The following is a 17,319-nucleotide window of genomic DNA, read 5'->3' as shown; positions in this document are numbered from 1 at the left end:
AATTAAACTAATTAGAAGAAGAATAAACCAAGACTGATGACGATACCACTCAAAATTAATACAAATACACAATAGCCCATGATGTCTTTGGCTTTTAAACCGGCAATTGCCAATGCTGGTAGAGCCCAGAATGGTTGAATCATGTTGGTCCAAGCATCGCCCCAAGCAATCGCCATAGCTGTTTTAGAGTAATCTACGCCAAGTTCAGAAGCGGCTTGTAACATGATTGGAGCTTGTACAGCCCACTGACCGCCACCAGAAGGTACGAAGAAGTTAACGATTCCGGCTGCGTAAAACGTGAACAGGTGGAAAGTATGCTCGTTCGAAACACTGACGACCGCTGTTGAAATAACTCCAGCTAGTCCAGACGTAACCATCATTCCCATGATCCCAGCATAAAACGGGAACTGGATGATAATACCACCAGTAGTTTTTACAGCGTTATTAACAGCTGCCAAATAACTACGTGGTGTGCCGTGCATGATGATCCCTAAAATTACAAACAACATGTTAACGATATTTAAGTTTAGATCAAAACCTTTTGTCGTGAAGTGGTAGCCCAAGTAAACGAGTCCAAGAGCCCCTACAAAGATTGAAAGCAAGTAGCTATCTTCCATGCGAGATGCTGGAGTGATTACAGTTGGCTTTTCAACGATCACTGTGTCTTCAAGTAAAGCTGGATCGACAGTAACCGTATCTTCCGGCTTAGGCATCATCCAACGATTTAACAAAGGAATTGTAACGATAAGAGCAGCCACAATTACTAAGTTATATGTAGAGAAAATTGTTTCAGTTGTTGGCACGATACCCATGATGCTTTCGAATGGATGGTCAGCAGTAGCGATGGATAATGGAATCGACCCTGCTAATCCGCCGTGCCAAATGACAAAGCCTGAGTACGCACTTGCAATTAACAGACGGTAATCAACCGTTGTCACTTTCTTAGCAATTTCTTTTGCGAATAAGGCACCAATGACAAGACCGAAGCCCCAGTTGATCCAACTTGCGAAAAGTGAGACGACAGTGACAAGAATAATAGCACCGCCAGGAGTCTTGGCCATTCCTGCCATTTTACTTAGTAAGCGTTTGATGGGTGGGCTACTGGCTAAGACGTGACCGGCAAGCAACACAATGACCATTTGCATAGTGAACAGCAATAATCCCCAGAAACCATCTCCCCAGTAGATCACCATATCGAGTGGACCTGCTTCAGTTAACCCGATTCCTAATAAAAAAACAATAAGAGTAAGTAGTGCAACGAAGATGTATGGATCCGGTAAGAACCTTTCCATAAGACGATTGGACAAGCGTGTAAGGGTTTTCATAAATACCTCCTCTGAGATGAATTTGCTTACAAATTGAAGTATATCTTAAATTCAGACTATTCTCTAGAGTTGAATTATTTTCCCGGAAAATTTGAAACTTTTTGAAACATCGTGCGTATAGTAGTTGACCACTAAATATGACGGATTTTGGCAGGTGATAACGATGGAGATTTTCGGTTATTCAATGGAGCAAGTCTATTTCTTTGTATTGATTGTAATGGCGGCGGCTACTTTCTTGTACTTGTTTTTTGGAGACGTCACAGAAGCAATCGGCGAAGGAATCCCGTTCTTGCATCCGACGCTGGTGTTTGCTTTCTTCACTTTAGCTTCGGCGTCAGGATTGTTGCTGGAATGGTTCACAGCTTGGAACAGCTGGGTCGTGCTACTCGCAGCCTGTGTACTAGCGCTCATTCTCGACATTGTCATTTATTTCTTTGTACTACTTCCAATGGCTTCTGCAGAAGTATCACTCGCCTACACGGATGAATCGCTTGCGGGGTTGGTTGCAAAAGTGATTATTCCGATTCCGGCTGATGGGTACGGAGAAATCTTATTTGAGACAGTCAATGGGAATCTTGCTAAACGAGCAACGGGCCTTGAAAATGAAGAAATCGATTATGGAAAGACTGTACTTGTCGTAGAAGTGGAAGATGGGACGTTTTACGTCAAAGAATACGAACCAATCAAATTATAGGGGGAAAGACAAATGGGAATGGATTTATGGATTGTGTTAGCTGTAGTTGGATTTGTTTTACTAACAATCATCGGTGTCTATGTCGCAAAGTACAAAACAGTAGGACCAGATGAGGCGCTAATCGTAACAGGGAGTTACCTGGGCACAAAGACCGTACATACGGATGAGTCGGGGAACCGAATCAAAATTATCCGAGGCGGGGGTACCTTCGTATTACCAGTCTTCCAACAAGCAGAACCACTTAGCCTACTATCCAGCAAGTTAGAAGTAACGACTCCGGAAGTCTACACGGAACAGGGTGTACCTGTTATGGCAGATGGAACGGCCATCATTAAAATTGGCGGAACGATTCCTCAGATCGCCACAGCAGCAGAGCAGTTCCTTGGTAAGTCTAAAGATGACCGTGAAAATGAAGCCAAAGAAGTGTTAGAAGGTCATTTACGTTCTATCTTAGGATCAATGACTGTGGAAGAAATCTATAAGAACCGCGACAAATTCTCACAAGAAGTGCAGCGTGTGGCGTCCCACGATTTAGCGAAAATGGGTCTTGTGATTGTATCCTTTACAATCAAAGATGTTCGCGACAAAAATGGCTACTTGGAATCTTTAGGGAAACCACGTATTGCTCAAGTGAAACGAGATGCAGACATTGCAACAGCAGAGGCGGAAAAAGAGACGCGCATCAAGCGTGCCGAAGCTTCTAAAGATGCTCAACGTGCAGAACTCGAGCGAGCGACAGAAATCGCCGAATCGGAAAAAGACAACCAGTTGAAAGTTGCGGAATACCGTCGCGAGCAAGATATTGCAAAAGCCCGGGCTGACCAAGCTTACGAACTTGAGACGGCACGCGCCAAACAAGAAGTAACGGAGCAAGAGATGCAGGTTCAAATTATTGAGCGTCAAAAGCAAATCGAGTTAGAAGAAAAAGAAATTCTACGTCGTGAGAAGCAGTACGATTCAGAGGTCAAAAAGAAAGCGGATGCCGATCGCTACGCTATCGAGCAAAACGCGGCTGCTGACAAAGCACGCCAAATCGCGGCTGCCGATGCAGAGAAATACTCTATCGAAGCACGTGCAAAAGCAGATGCTGAAAAAGTGCGTATGGATGGACTAGCGAAAGCTGATTCAGAACGCGCGCAAGGGGAGACAGAAGCAGACATCATCCGTTTGAAAGGTCTTGCGGAAGCCGAAGCGAAACGCAAAATTGCGGAAGCTTTCGAGCAATATGGTCAAGCCGCAGTACTCGACATGATCGTTCGCATGATGCCAGAATACGCAAAACAAATTGCGGCTCCACTTGGTAACATTGATAAAATCACAGTGGTCGATACCGGCGGTGGTGAAGGAGGCGGCGCCAATAAGGTGACGTCCTATGCAACCAACTTGATGTCGACCCTGCAAGAAACGTTGAAAGCCTCATCAGGAATTGACGTCAGAGAAATGCTCGAAAACTATTCGGGCAAAGGGACTATCCGCCCTAGCTTAGATCGAATCTCTGACGGCTTGTTTGCAGAGAAATCAGAAGCCGCTGTCGAAGAGAAGAAGACGCTGCAACCAACTTCATCCGAGAGTTAATCATTTGCCCCCAGCCGAGGTCGGCTGGGGGTTTTTAGTAGGAGTGAGGGTGAGGGAGTGAGTTGGGGCCGGGTGTTTAGTTTCCATAAAATGACTTCGTCTCATTAAAATCCAATTATGTCGAATAAACCATGCGGTATGTCCAAGAAAATCGGTTTTCGTCTCATGAAATCCCAGTTTCATCCGATGAACGAGCGCTCACCCTAATCCTTCGCAGAAACCATGAAAACCTTTCGATTGCTTAAGCCCTTCCTAGAAAGATCTTCCCCAAATAAATCAGTTGTGTTTTAAACAGCTTCCACCTATAATGAAAAAAAATACCAAGTAAGGAGGCTGTCGATGATCTTTCACTTACCTTTTCTCATAGCTATTATCTTGTTTGTCATGCAAAGTCACTATGGTCTAAAACATTTTCTTCGTGAAAGCCTTCTAATTGCAGTTATCTACACGATTATTCTATTCGGGTACTTTGCTAACCATGATTTAGTGGTAGTTCTTTATATGTTCTTGTTAATGTTTTGGTCTGTTGTAATTTCTACTTATTTTCAGCGAAATTCATGGCGCAAGTATATGACTAAAGAGGACTTGGATTACGACTAATAAGATAAAGGAGGATTTTTTATAAAACTGTATACGACTCACCCAAAGCGGCCAGCTTTAACCTATCTAGCAGCTCGTCTGCCCAGCAGTCACATCAAACTTCCGCAAATTAAGAAATCTCTTGCAATGAAACAGGCCGGAGAGAGCGGGGAGAAGGATGTCGCCTCCTATCTTCAAGAAGCTCTCCATCAGCTACCAGCCTACGTTCTTCACAACTACCATGTTAAAATCCCCAATACTTTTTCAATTCAAATCGATTACCTCATCTTTACCTCTCAATTCATTCTCATACTTGAAGTTAAAAATATTAAAGGACACATTTTCTTTAATCAGAACCCTGCCCAATTGATACGTACTCTTGACGGGGAGGTGATGGCAATGGACTGTCCATTTGCTCAGATGGATCGCAACGTACTTCATTTCAAAAGGCTACTTAGCAAATCTGAGTTGCCAATATACACGGTGATAGTGTGGACCAATCGCTCAGCAGTACTTGAAGCAGCGCCTTCAAATTCTCCTCACAAAATCCTTTTCTTAAAACAATTACCTTATTACATAAGCCAATTATTGAAATTGCCAGAACAAGAAGTTCATTTGGGAAGTCTTGTGAAAAACCTAAAGGCAAAAGCAACCCCTTTCTATCAGCCAGACCTCTGTCAAAGGTATGGGATTGCACCTTCCGAATTGGTCCGAGGGTTACTTTGTCTAACTTGTTATTCTCCAATGAACCTTCATGTGAGAACGTGGGTATGTCCCAAATGCAGGGTAAAAAACAATCATATGGTGAATGAGAATATTCTTGGGCTATTTGACTTGCTAGGCGATACTCTTCAAATGAACGATTTAAAGCAAATTCTACCGACCTTATATTCACGACTACTCGGGAATTTAGTGAAATCAGGTGAAGTAAGAAGTACTGCTTACAGAAAGAACCGGACATACACGCTGCATCGCCCATCTAAAGTAAAATGGCTTGAGGTTAAACTTGACCATAGATGAACTTGAACTTTCTAGTAAGGGCTTGAGTCTCAAGTTCTTACTAGGAAGATCTTTGGTGCTTGCTTTGAACCAGTCTCTCGTGGGGACTGGATTTTTGTGTGGGGGCCGGGAGTTTAGTTTCCATAAAACGACTTGGTCTCATTAAAATCCAATTATGTCGAAGAAACCATGCAGCATGTCGAAGAAAGCCGGCTTGCGTCTCATGAAATCCCGATTTCATCCCATGAACGCTCGCTCACCCCCCAAGCAACAGGCCCTTCACACACCAAAAACCACCCCCTAACCCCCGACGCCACCCACAAAGTATGCTATACTACTTACATCGAAACAACCATACGAGAAAGAGGTCCATTATGCTAACATTTGAACAAAAACAAGCAATCATCGAGACATTTCCAGAGCTTACGAAAAAATCAATCTCTCTAAAACGCCTAAACTACCACTTTGAAGAGAGCCAATACGACAAGACGATTGTCGTACAGCAGCTACATCCAAACGGGAACGGCTATGTGTTTGTGGGAGACGGCGGTCCTTATGAAGCAGACGATCGCGGACTGGTCAATATTCGGGAAGCCTCTGAAGATGAGATGAAAGAGATGATTCGCTATTCGATTGCTTTACTGTCAACGAGAGAATCCGTTGAAGAAGAAGCGGGCGGCGAACAAATCTGGACGACTAAAGACGGTGCAGAGTTGAAGCTTCTTCAAGAAGATGAATTATGGAACATTTACCATGGTCTGAATTTGGAAGACAGCTTCGAGTCGCAAGAAGCCGCTATTTTGTACTTAAAAGAAGAAGGCTTTCGACGCAACTAAAAAAGTGTAGCTCCCGGTCTAAAGGAGCTACACTTTTTTTGTTGGAATTTATCGACGCCTTCCACATCTAACGCAATCGAGTTCCAGGCGTTAGAACGCCTTCCACATCTAAATGGAATCGAGTTCCAGGCGTTAGAAATACATTCGAAAATCAACCGCACACACAGAGGCAAAGAGCGCCTCTATGCGCACGCTTGATTCCCGAAGCATTTCTGGGCGAACGCCTTCCACATCTAAATGGAATCGAGTTCCAGGCGTTAGAAATACATTCGAAAATCAACCGCACACACAGAGGCAAAGAGCGCCTCTATGCGCACGCTTGATTCCCGAAGCATTTCTGGGCGAACGCCTTCCACATCTAAGATTTCGGATGCACTTGCTCAAGCGGGGCAGTGGCGGGTCCTTCTAAAATATCGCCCCGGTAACTGAATCGTGAGCCGTGGCACGGGCAATCCCATGACCGCTCCGCTTGATTGAAAGCGACATCACAACCCATATGTGTGCAGGCAGGTTTGACAAACGTGACATTTCCGGACGGATCTTTATAAGCAGCAAGCTTCTGTCCGTCGACCCGAACAAGTTTCCCTTCATCCAGGCCAAGCTCATCAAGCGACGCTTCGGCTCCCGTCACTTTGCCTTTAATCAGCTCTTTTGCGACACCCGCATTGTCTTTGATAAAGTTGCCGATTCCTTTAGGACGTAGCTTTGTGCGAGTTGGCGAAAATAATTCTTCGTAAGGATTGGCTTTACCAAGAGCTAGGTCTGCAAGTAAGTGGGCAGCAGCCACTCCGTTCGACATACCCCACTTTGAAAAACCAGTCGCTACAAATACATTCGGCATCCCGGTAACCATTTGGCCAATATAAGGTAAGTGATCAAGTGGCATCAGGTCTTGAGAGGACCAGTTATGCGTCACTTCAGATGTTCCGTAATAACTTGATGCAAAGTCACGTAGCTTCGCGTAATTGGTTCGTGTGTTTTCTTCGTGACGACCAGAAATATGTCCTTGGCCTCCAATTTGAAGCAACCGTTCTCCTGAAGCATCTAGCACCGTGCGGATTGAGCGTGTCGGTGACTCCACATTGATATACATGCCCATGTCTTCCTGCACATTGCCACGCAGCGTCATAGCGTAACTTCTTTCTACCCTCATGCGAGAGAAATACAGGCCTTCAAAATCGTTGAATGGGAAATGGCTGGTGACGAGGACGTGTTGGGCCTCTACCTTATGACCGTTTACCAACTCGACCTGACTAGGAAGATGGACAGTTTTGGCGCGTGAGTTTTCATAAAATTTAACTCCGGCCGCCTGTGCTTCTTTAACAAGTGCTGTTAAAAAATAGACAGGGTGAAACTGAAGTTGATTCTCTAGCTTAAGAGCTGTTCGTATAGGAAAAGGTAAATCCGTCTTCTTCGTCAGGGATGCACCAGGAATCCCTAACTTTTCATAAGCAGTAAATTCTTTTTCAATTTTTTGTTCACCACTAGAAGATTCTGCATATAAATAAGCAGGACGTGTTTCTAGACCGCACTCAATAGAATGCTCCTCAGTTTTTTCTTTAACCCAGTCGAGCGCTTGTCGATTCGCTTCGTAGTATGCTCGTGCATCTTGCTCCGAGAAAGTGGAAATAAGCTCATCGTAGATCAAGCCATGCTGAACAGAAAGTTTGGCTGTCGTAAAACCAGTGGTACCGTGCAATAAACGACCACCTTCTAAAACGGTGACAGCGCGACCTGAATTGCGCAGTAGGTATGCAGCTACAATCCCCACAATACCGCCACCTACAATTACAATATCGGTATTGATTGAACTCGAGAGAGCTGCAAATTCAGGAATCTGCGGTCCATCCAGCCAATAGGATGAGGGTTCATTTGTGAAATCCTGTGTCATATCATTTCCTCCTTCTAAAAAATCTCATTATCTATCCTGTACCCTAGTTTTTAACAAGTAGACAAATTTCAAACAGGCTAAAAAAATTTTAGAGTAGGAAAATCGAATTAAGGGTATGGTAAACTTAAAGTAGAAATCAGAAAATTAAGACGACTGGGGGCGATGAAGTGTTTAAAAACTATAAAGTAGAACCATTCTTTGATGAAATGTTTGATAAGACAATTTCACCGAAACCACATTATCAAAATTTCCATGCAAAGCTTGCAGAGACAGAGCCATCTACGCTGAAAGAAAAGCACGAATTGGCACAGCTGTCATTTTTACGCCAAGGAATTACATTCACTGTCTATCACCAAAATGTAGGTACTGAACGCACGATGCCGTTTGATTCCGTTCCTATTATTATCCCCGCAGACGATTGGAAGATGATTGAAAAGGGGATGGCGCAACGAACAGAAGCACTGAATTGTTTCTTAAAAGATATTTATCATGAGGGGCGGATTTTGCAAGAGGGACTCGTGCCGCGTGACCTTGTTGAAAAAAATGCCTACTATTATAAGGCACAAGCAGAAGGTGTACGTGTACCACTCGACAATCATATATTTTTAGCGGGAATTGATTTAATTCGTGACGCCCAAGGAAATTACATGGTTTTAGAAGATAACTTACGCAATCCTTCAGGCATGTCTTATGTTTACCAGAATCGCTATGTAATGCGCCAAGTGTATCCTGAATTTTTTGCAGATGAGCCTGTACATACCTTAGAACATCAATTGACTTACATGCATGAAGCGATGCTTGATCATGCACCACCAGGAGTGGAAAACCCGACTGCTGTGCTACTAACGCCAGGGATGTATAACTCTGCCTATTATGATCATGTATTTTTAGGCCAACAAATGGGAATTCATTTAGCAGAGGGACGTGACCTTCTAGTGAAGGATGACTATATTTATATGAAGACCATTCGTGGGCTTCAACGAATTGATATCATTTATCGTCGGATCGATGATAATTTCTTGGACCCAAGCGCTTTCCGCGAAGACTCCATGTTGGGGGTTAGGGGACTAGTAGATGTTTATAAGAAAGGTAACGTGGCTATACTTAATGCTATCGGTAACGGTGTTGCGGATGACAAGGCGATGTATTCGTATGTTCCCGATATGATCAAGTTTTACTTGAACGAAGAACCGATTATTGCGAATGTGAAGACCTATCGGTTAGAAGAACAAGAAACACGCGAGTGGGTTTTAGAAAATATTCGTGAGCTCGTCATTAAAAATGTGGGAGCTTCAGGCGGCTATGATATGTTGATTGGGCCTCAGGCGGATCAAGAGCTGATTGAAATCTTCAAACAGAAGATTCAAGAATCGCCTCATCAATACATTGCGCAGCCGACCATTCAACTTTCACGAGCTCCTGCGTATCAAGGAGAAGAGTTCTATCCATGCCACGTCGATCTACGCGTATTTGTGATGCGTGGCAAATCAACACATGTCCTACCGGGTGGCTTATCACGTGTGGCGCTCAAGCAAGGGTCACTCGTCGTCAACTCCTCTCAAGGCGGCGGTGCCAAAGATACGTGGATTTTGAAGAATGGGGGGAATGCGCATGCTTAGTCGTGTAGCAGATGCGCTGTACTGGATGGCGCGTAACATCGAACGATCGGAAAGTCACTCCCGTATCATGCATGTTCATTTGACGCAGATGCTTGAAGCTGGAAATAAGGACATTTTTCAAGAAGAAGACTACCACATTTTATTTGAAGTGTGTGCTACTGCTGAAGAATTGAAGCAGCTAGAAAGTGATGGGAAGACCCGAGTGGAGGATTTGATTTCGTATTTAACATACGGGGAAGAAAATTCAAACTCTGCTTTAAATTGTGTACGTATTGCACGGGATAATGCTCGTGTAACACGTGATTACATTCCCAATGATCTGTTTGAGGCTTGGAATCAATTTTATTTATCCGCCAATCCTCTTCCAGACCGTGCTTACTCGATTCATACAATGCGTGATTTTTTCAATGAAACCAAGCAGGCTTCTTATATGGCTCAAGGCATAATTGAAGCAGCAATGTCACGCGATGTGGCATACTATATGTTGAAGATTGGGAAGTGGCTAGAGCGTGCCGAGAAAACTGCACGCATCTTAAATGTCGTGAGTGAACAGACACGAACACGGGAAAAAGAATACGAGGCTAGTGATTACTATTATTGGTCGAGCGCACTGCGGATGGTGAACGGTTATGAGGCCTATTTAAAGTCGAATCCACCCAAAATGGATCCGACGAAAATCTTATCCTTCTTAATAACCAATCAAGACTTCCCGCGTTCTATTCGTTACTGTATGGACCACGTCCGCGAAGCGGTAGATGCTCTTGAGAACGCCAAGGTCGCCCATTACTCTGTAGAGCTTTATGAGGCAATGGATGCGCTAAGACGTGAATTTAACCAAATGAAAATTCAAGATTTGGATACAAACGAAACGATTAATTTCTTGAACACCTTCCAAGACAAGTGTAATCAGATCGGTCAAATATTCTCAAAGACCTACTATTTAACAGAACCTGTTTCATCGTCGACTTTCTCACAACATCAAGAACAATCGCTTCCACCAGAAATGAGGAGAAAGACTGCCATGAAGTATAAAATTGAACACACGAACATCTTTGAGTATGAGACGGTTGTCGATCAAAGTATGAACTCGATTCGATTGAAGCCACGTTCTGATGAGTGTCAACGCCTTCTTTCTTACCGAACGGATATCACACCGATGTCTTTAACGAAAGAACATACGGATATTTGGGGCAATAACGTAGAAACCTTCTTCATTGCTGAACATCATCAACACTTGGAAATCAAGTCGACATCGGTAGTCAGCATTCAACGAAGCCCGTTTATCCAGCAAATTGATTATTCACCAGAAATGAAAGACATTTTCCATTCAGACCTTTTCCAAGAACACTATGCTGGTTACTTAGCCAACACAGCTTATACGTATTTGACAGTAAAGCAAATGGAGCGCGTGGACGGTGCTATTGGTCTAATGACGAACCCTGTACAATATGCGATTGAAGTGATGCGCTATGTATACGATACCTTCAGTTACGATCCGGATGCGACAGATGTTACAACAACAGCAAGTGACTCCTTCGAATTACGTGGAGGGGTTTGTCAAGATATGGCCCATGTCATGCTTGGCATATTGCGTGCCAAACAAATCCCTGCCCGCTATGTGAGTGGTTACCTATACGTAGGTGAAGATTCCGCATTAGTTGGGGACGCTGCTAGTCATGCGTGGGTAGAGGTGATGATACCAGGAATCGGCTGGGTTGGGCTTGATCCGACCAACAATGTGGAAGCTTTAGAAAATCATATCCGCATGTGCGTAGGTCGTGACTATAATGATGTGAGTCCTGTACAAGGTGTTTACCGCGGCGGGGCGAGCTCTATTGATGTTAAAGTTGCAGTAAGTCTTCTTTCAGGAGAATAATAAAAACTATCCAGTGCCGCACGTTGAGTGCAGTATCTGGATAGTTTTTTATTTTTGTTCACTTATATAGCGGATACCATCGTACGTTGATCCAAAAATCAGAAGAGAACGTTCTAGAGTAGTTATTTCCATAGCAAGTCGAGGCGTTACACCAACTAAGACGCACTGAGCGCCGATTAGACGAAGAGAGTCAGCTAACTTCTGAAAGAAAGAATAGCTCTGTTGATCACCAGAGACATCAATCTTAGAAACATCTAATATCACGTATTCATAGCGGTTTTTTGCACATTCTTCTAATACGGCAATCACCATGCGATCAAAGCGCTGCCAATCAAAGCTTCCTATTAAAGGGAGGGCCATCGCATTGTCCCACACTTTCATGATGGGCGTAGAGAGCTGGCGAATGAGTCGTTGTTGATTTTCATCTTCTTCTGCTTTGGTTGTCACATCAGCTAGCATGACTAGATAGTGAGGCTCGGCAGCGTCAAATTTTACGGTAAGAATGATAATGTCCGTATGTATAGACTCGGCTAATGTGATACGCATGCGATGCATGTCCGTTAAGGCATGCATTATGGTTTGGTTATGGCTAGGCTTTCTATGGAAGAAATCCATTGAATGACCAAGCATTTCTTTGCTAGAAGGTAAACCATAGTAGGGGGCCACTAAATCAAGTAGCTTTTCTGCAGCATCGTTCATCCACTGAACTTCAAACGAGGCGTTTGCCAGTAATGCGGCATCTGGTAATAAATTTAATGTTTTATAGACGGCAGTGTCTAACTTTTCAATACCGATAGGCATGGACATTTCTCCTTTTTATCTATGAAAATAGTATAACGTAACTTTAAAAGAGTAGCGAATTACAAGTGAAAGGGCTTCGAATCTAGGCTTAAGGAGCTATTGTTAGGTGAGGGACATGGCTGTCATCTGTTTGTCATAGTTGTGGTGTGCCTGTCATCTTCGAGATGTTGCTGACGTGCAATTGATAGTCTGTGGCTATCTCCTTGTCATCGTTTTGCAATGTGTAGGTGGTACGATAGGGGTCGTTAGTGAAAAGGAGGAATTTTAACTTATGAAAAAACAAATCGTTGCACTAACCGCTATTTCAGGTTTATTATTTGGAGCGGCTGGCGCATCTGCAGCTGAACAATCTTATACAGTTAAAAGCGGGGACACATTATGGTCCATTGCACAACAAAATCAAGTATCAGTTGGAGATATTCAAGAGTGGAACAACTTAAACTCAACTCTTATCTTCCCACAGCAAGAATTACAAGTCGGTGAATTTGAGACTTACACAGTGGTTAGCGGCGATACGCTATACCAAATCGCACAAAAGAATGATATTTCCGTGGCTGACCTTAAAGGTTGGAACGGTTTAACATCAGATCTTATTTTCCCAGAACAACAATTGTTCGTAGAGGGAACTGACTATAAAGCAGCACCTGTTGAGCAGCAAGTAGCTGTTTCAGCTCCTGTTGAGCAACAAGCAGCACCAGTAGAACAAAAAGCTGCTGCACCAGTTGAAACTCAGCAGACTGAACAAGCTCAAGCAGCACCACAGCAATCACAACCGGTAGAACAAGCTCCTGTAGAGGCAGCACAAACAATGACTGTAGAAGCAACAGCGTATACAGCTTATTGTGAAGGATGTTCAGGTACAACAGCAACAGGAATTGACCTTCGTGCCAATCCAAATCAAAAAGTAATTGCAGTCGATCCTTCAGTTATCCCATTAGGTTCTAAAGTATGGGTAGAAGGTTACGGAGAAGCAATAGCTGGTGATACGGGTGGAGCTATTAAAGGAAACAAAATTGATCTCTTCATGCCAGAGCAACAAGATGCTTTGAACTGGGGACGTCAAACTATCACTATTAAAATTTTAGATTAATGAAGGAACCGTGAGCTTCGGCTTGCGGTTTTCTTTCCGTTTAAAAGCAAATTTTTTTTCATGTAACCCTTTTCAACTCTTTTCTTTTCCGAAATATTTGCTATGCTAAGTAAATGTTGAATTAGGAAGAAGGAATACCGTGAAAAAATCAAAACCTACAGGTGATTTAAACCTTTTTCATTTAACGTGGCCCATCTTTTTAGAGGTCTTCTTATTTATGTTAATGGGAATTGTGGATACCTTTATGCTGAGCTCGTTATCAGATGACGCGGTTTCAGGTGTAGGTGCCGCCAATCAATACATTCACATTGCCATTCTTCTATTAGAAGTTGTCGCAGCCGGTGCCTCAATTGTTGTTGCGCAGTTCTTAGGTTCCAAACTTATAAAAGAAGCCTCAAAAGTAGCCGCTATATCGATCACTTTAAATTTAGTGATAGGAATTATTTTGAGTATCGTTTACCTCGTTTTTGCAAAAACTATGATGGTTGCGATGAATTTGCAAGGAGATGTATTGGATTTCGCCCAAAGCTATTTATCGATAGTAGGGGGAGCCATCTTTTTGCAAGCGATCATCAATTCTTTGTCCGCAGTAATTCGTGTGCACGGGTGGACGAAACAAACGATGTACGTATCCTTGGGTATGAACATTATCCATGTTATCGGTAACTATGTTTTGATTTTTGGTAAATTCGGCTTTCCGGAACTTGGTGTAGAAGGGGCCGCGATTTCTTCGATTGGTAGTCGTTTCTTAGCAATGCTCGTATTTTTCTGGTTGTTCTATCAAGTGATGGAAGTACGTGTGAAGTGGAGAGATTATGTCAGCTGGTCTAAAGACTACGTGGGCAAGATCTTGCGAATTGGATTACCTGCGGCTTTTGAACAAATTCTTTATCAGTCGGCTCAAATTGTGTTCCTTTTCTATATTACTTACCTCGGAGCAGAAGCTTTGGCCGCGCGCCAATACGCGCATAATATTTCCATGTTTACTTACTTATTTGCGATTGCCATTGGGATGGGAACAGCGATCATCGTAGGACGTTTTGTGGGAGCTGGTCGTTCAGAAGAAGCTTACCAGCAACTTTGGAAAAGTGTACGCTATGCCATGACGTTCACCGTTACAGCAGTGACACTTGTTGTGATCTTCCGCAAATCGATTGTATCCATTTTTACAGACAATCCAGAAGTCATTCAACTAGCGGCGCAAGTACTTGTTCTTGGTTTGGTGCTGGAAACGGGACGCACTTTGAACATAGTTATTATTAATTCACTTCGCGCAGCAGGAGATGCAAGGTTCCCTGTTTTAATGGGGGCTATTTCAATGATTGGAATCAGTCTGCCGCTTGGGTACTTCTTTGTCTTCATCTTAGATTGGGGATTAGTAGGGGTCTGGGCTGCCATTGCCATCGATGAATGGACGCGTGGTTTAATCATGTTATTCCGCTGGAAGAGTAAAGCATGGAAACGCTACGCACTTGTCAATGTGCCCGAACAAACAAAAGAAGCCGAGTCGCTATAGGACTCGGCTTTCTAGTTTACGAATTAGCTAAACATCGGGAAAACGTATGAGATCAAGAACCAAAGAATACCAAAGAAAATAATGATGTAAGCTGCATACTTAATAAATGTTGCGCCAACTAAGCCGCTGTCCGTCTTTTCTTCTCGACGAACCTCGATGTGTTTTTCTTCCTGGCGGTTATTATCCATTAGAATACCTCCTCAAGTTTAGGTGTTTACTGGACAATACCCCGCCAGTGTAAAAGTTAAACTTTGAGGCGTGTTGCATTTACTAGAAGCACGAGTGGCGGGCCAGCGATTGGTAAGAAGGCTAAAGGTTTCATGCGAGCTTCTGGATAATAGTGATAGACAGCATAAATGGAAAGGCCCCATAACACAAACCAATCCACTGTCATGACCGAAACTAAATGGGATTGTTGAAAAACTGCACCATAGCTAGTTATAGATACCCCGTTTGTTAAAGTAACAAGATTTGCGACGGTGATCACAATCAAGAAAATCAACCAAGTCTTTGAAGTTAAAATACGAAGCAACCATTTTGGCGTTCTGATTTTTCTTTCGGGTGGTCGATTTCCAAATGCAAAGTATGGAAGCAACGCGAAAGCACCTAGTCCAAATGAAGCGATTGAAAATGGCCATGCCGGCCAGCGCTCTGTATCATTTCGCAGTAAAAGTGTTAAGAAGATTAAAGGGAATATCCCTAAAGAGTTGAAAACCGTTAAGACTAACGGATCGATAGCTGCCCAATTGCCTGCAAAAACTTCTGTGAGTACGGGATCACTGCTATTTCCCTGTCCAGGTGCAAAGAAAATCGCATAGGCTACAAGTAAGATCCAGACTACGATAAAAATCATTTGAGACACCTCATTTTTCTTTTCATCATACCTTACTTTTAATTGTTAAACCTGTTTTACGAAAAAAGTGATCCATTTCAGAAATTATTTCGTTATCTTATTGTTAGGCAAGCCTTACTACTATCCGTTATGATAAGAAGTAACTGGGAGTAGGGGAGGGAAAGTATGTGTCTTTTACAGATGAACAATTGTATGAAAGAATTTTAGAAAAAGATTCTGAGGCGTTAGAAACGCTTTATAATAAATATGAACGTCTTGTCTTCTCTTTTGCATATCGTATGATGCAAGATAAACAACGTGCAGAGGATGTTGTGCAAGATGTCTTCTCTAAGCTTTGGCGTGACCATGCGACATTTGATGCCAGTCGGGGGAAATTTTCTTCCTGGCTACTGACGATGACGCGCAATCGGTGTCTAGACCTTATTCGAAAATCGAGTAAGCAACAAGAGGTAGGATTACTCGATAAAGATGCAGAGCGTGTGAATGATACACTTCATGATGCGCCAGAGCAAGCAGTCGAATGGAAAGAAAAAAGTGAACGAATTCGTGAGGCGATGTCTCATTTAAAAGAAGATCAAAGAAAAATCGTAGAGCTGTTTTATTTTCATGGGTATTCGCAAGATCGCATTTCCAAAGACCTTGATATTCCACTTGGAACAGTAAAGGGAAGGATTCGCTTAGCCTTGCAGCATCTACGTAAACGATTAGAACCGGAAAGGGGGGAATTTGCAGATGGAACGAGTGATATGTGATTTAACAATCGATTATTTTAACGATCAATTGACAGCGGAAGAAAAAGAAAGATTCGAACAACATCTAGAAGGCTGTTCAGAGTGTCAACAAGAATTGGCAGAGTGGCAGATGTTATCAGAAGACCTTCCTTACGTCTCGGAGATGGTCGAACCACCAATCGGTATGAAGGAGCGAGTACTTGGTTCCATTCTAGACAATTCATCCTCAGTGGCAGAGCAAGAAACTGTACAGTCAGACACAGTTGTACCATTTCAACAACCACAATCAACAAAGAGCGGGCGGCAAACGACAGCTCGTTGGATACCATTGATAGCAGCTGCGTTAGTACTATCATTAGTAGGGAATGCCTATCTGGGTTGGATGGTACAGGATCAGCAGCAAGCTTTGGTAACTCAAAGTGAAACTGTCGACCAATTGGTTGCCCTAGTGAATTTACAACCTTTAGAGGGTGATTCGTCGGGAACCGCATCGATTGTCCGTAATGGTGACGAGATTCGTGTGGTCGTTCAAGCGTCATCACTTCCAGAGTTATCAGATGAAGAAGTGTACCAGGTATGGTTAATTGATGAAGACGGTCCAGATCGTGCAGGAACATTTACATCAACTGGGACAGATGGAGCGGTAGTGTATACCCTTCCGGCTGGGCAAGATTTCTCTTGGGATCAAATCGCTGTCTCTCATGAACCAACAAAAGATAGTGAGTCGCCTCTTGGAGAGGTGTTACTAGCATCCGCTATTTCAGCTCCAGGAAATGAATAATCAGGTTACCGTTCACATTGTGTGAGCGGTTTTTTTTATGAAATTAGTATCATTTAGAAAGTAATAGTGAATAAAGTTATACAGTTTGTAGAACTTGTTAACCCTGTAGTAGCAAGGGTTGGAGAGTGTTGGTCAAAAGTTTTTAAAGTTTTT

The 17,319-nt window shown here is 43.1% G+C and carries 16 protein-coding genes; 11 read left to right on the top strand and 5 right to left on the bottom strand.

Annotated elements, in window-relative coordinates:
* Positions 1-11: 11 nt before the first annotated feature.
* Positions 12-1,325: a short-chain fatty acid transporter gene (locus tag MKY84_RS12935; protein WP_342526545.1), complete on the bottom strand. Its 1,314-nt coding sequence runs from the start codon at positions 1,323-1,325 to the stop codon at positions 12-14.
* Between the two features lie 163 nt (positions 1,326-1,488).
* On the opposite strand from MKY84_RS12935, the gene MKY84_RS12930 reads away from it, so the two are divergent.
* From MKY84_RS12930 to MKY84_RS12910, 5 genes are all read left to right on the top strand, one after another.
* Positions 1,489-2,019, top strand: coding sequence for a hypothetical protein (locus MKY84_RS12930; RefSeq protein ID WP_342526544.1), 531 nt, complete (start codon positions 1,489-1,491; stop codon positions 2,017-2,019).
* A 12-nt stretch (positions 2,020-2,031) separates the two neighbouring features.
* Positions 2,032-3,594: a flotillin family protein gene (locus tag MKY84_RS12925; protein ID WP_342526543.1), complete on the top strand. Its 1,563-nt coding sequence runs from the start codon at positions 2,032-2,034 to the stop codon at positions 3,592-3,594.
* 339 nt (positions 3,595-3,933) lie between these two features.
* The gene (locus MKY84_RS12920) at positions 3,934-4,194 is read left to right on the top strand and encodes a hypothetical protein (protein WP_342526542.1); all 261 of its coding nucleotides are present in this window, start codon (positions 3,934-3,936) and stop codon (positions 4,192-4,194) included.
* Between the two features lie 126 nt (positions 4,195-4,320).
* A complete protein-coding gene (locus tag MKY84_RS12915; protein ID WP_342526540.1) occupies positions 4,321-5,193 on the top strand; it encodes a nuclease-related domain-containing protein in 873 nt (290 codons plus the stop codon).
* A gap of 353 nt (positions 5,194-5,546) precedes the next feature.
* The gene (locus MKY84_RS12910) at positions 5,547-6,008 is read left to right on the top strand and encodes a hypothetical protein (RefSeq protein WP_342526539.1); all 462 of its coding nucleotides are present in this window, start codon (positions 5,547-5,549) and stop codon (positions 6,006-6,008) included.
* Positions 6,009-6,366: 358 nt separating this feature from the next.
* Here MKY84_RS12910 and MKY84_RS12905 read toward each other — a convergent pair whose 3' ends face one another.
* Positions 6,367-7,899 carry an FAD-dependent oxidoreductase gene (locus tag MKY84_RS12905; protein WP_342526538.1) on the bottom strand — a complete coding sequence of 511 codons (1,533 nt, stop codon included), beginning with the start codon at positions 7,897-7,899 and terminating at the stop codon, positions 6,367-6,369.
* A 167-nt stretch (positions 7,900-8,066) separates the two neighbouring features.
* On the opposite strand from MKY84_RS12905, the gene MKY84_RS12900 reads away from it, so the two are divergent.
* Both MKY84_RS12900 and MKY84_RS12895 read left to right on the top strand, forming a co-directional pair.
* Entirely contained in the window at positions 8,067-9,518 is a 1,452-nt protein-coding gene (locus tag MKY84_RS12900) for a circularly permuted type 2 ATP-grasp protein (RefSeq protein ID WP_342526537.1), read from the top strand.
* On the top strand, positions 9,511-11,394 hold the full coding sequence (locus tag MKY84_RS12895) for an alpha-E domain-containing protein (RefSeq protein WP_342526536.1): 1,884 nt from the start codon (positions 9,511-9,513) through the stop codon (positions 11,392-11,394). Before MKY84_RS12900 ends, MKY84_RS12895 begins: the two co-directional genes overlap by 8 nt.
* 48 nt (positions 11,395-11,442) lie before the next feature.
* On the opposite strand, the gene MKY84_RS12890 is transcribed toward MKY84_RS12895, so the two are convergent.
* Positions 11,443-12,195 (bottom strand): STAS domain-containing protein, encoded by a 753-nt coding sequence (locus MKY84_RS12890; RefSeq protein ID WP_342526535.1) that lies wholly within the window; start codon positions 12,193-12,195, stop codon positions 11,443-11,445.
* Between the two features lie 271 nt (positions 12,196-12,466).
* On the opposite strand from MKY84_RS12890, the gene MKY84_RS12885 reads away from it, so the two are divergent.
* Positions 12,467-13,285, top strand: coding sequence for a LysM peptidoglycan-binding domain-containing protein (locus MKY84_RS12885; protein WP_342526533.1), 819 nt, complete (start codon positions 12,467-12,469; stop codon positions 13,283-13,285).
* 139 nt (positions 13,286-13,424) lie between these two features.
* Positions 13,425-14,801, top strand: a complete 1,377-nt coding sequence (locus MKY84_RS12880; protein ID WP_342526531.1) for an MATE family efflux transporter — start codon at positions 13,425-13,427, stop codon at positions 14,799-14,801.
* A gap of 23 nt (positions 14,802-14,824) precedes the next feature.
* Here MKY84_RS12880 and MKY84_RS12875 read toward each other — a convergent pair whose 3' ends face one another.
* Together MKY84_RS12875 and MKY84_RS12870 are read right to left on the bottom strand one after the other, a co-directional pair.
* On the bottom strand, positions 14,825-14,989 hold the full coding sequence (locus MKY84_RS12875; protein ID WP_342526529.1) for a hypothetical protein: 165 nt from the start codon (positions 14,987-14,989) through the stop codon (positions 14,825-14,827).
* A gap of 56 nt (positions 14,990-15,045) precedes the next feature.
* Positions 15,046-15,654: a hypothetical protein gene (locus MKY84_RS12870; protein WP_342526528.1), complete on the bottom strand. Its 609-nt coding sequence runs from the start codon at positions 15,652-15,654 to the stop codon at positions 15,046-15,048.
* 167 nt (positions 15,655-15,821) lie between these two features.
* Here MKY84_RS12870 and MKY84_RS12865 point away from each other — a divergent pair, with 167 nt between their 5' ends.
* Both MKY84_RS12865 and MKY84_RS12860 read left to right on the top strand, forming a co-directional pair.
* Positions 15,822-16,406: a sigma-70 family RNA polymerase sigma factor gene (locus MKY84_RS12865; RefSeq protein ID WP_342526525.1), complete on the top strand. Its 585-nt coding sequence runs from the start codon at positions 15,822-15,824 to the stop codon at positions 16,404-16,406.
* The gene (locus MKY84_RS12860; RefSeq protein ID WP_342526523.1) at positions 16,387-17,166 is read left to right on the top strand and encodes an anti-sigma factor; all 780 of its coding nucleotides are present in this window, start codon (positions 16,387-16,389) and stop codon (positions 17,164-17,166) included. Before MKY84_RS12865 ends, MKY84_RS12860 begins: the two co-directional genes overlap by 20 nt.
* Positions 17,167-17,319 lie beyond the last annotated feature (153 nt).

The sequence above is a fragment of the Chryseomicrobium sp. FSL W7-1435 genome, assembly GCF_038595005.1.
GTDB lineage: Bacteria > Bacillota > Bacilli > Bacillales_A > Planococcaceae > Chryseomicrobium.
This window is presented reverse-complemented; position numbering and strand designations above follow the sequence as displayed.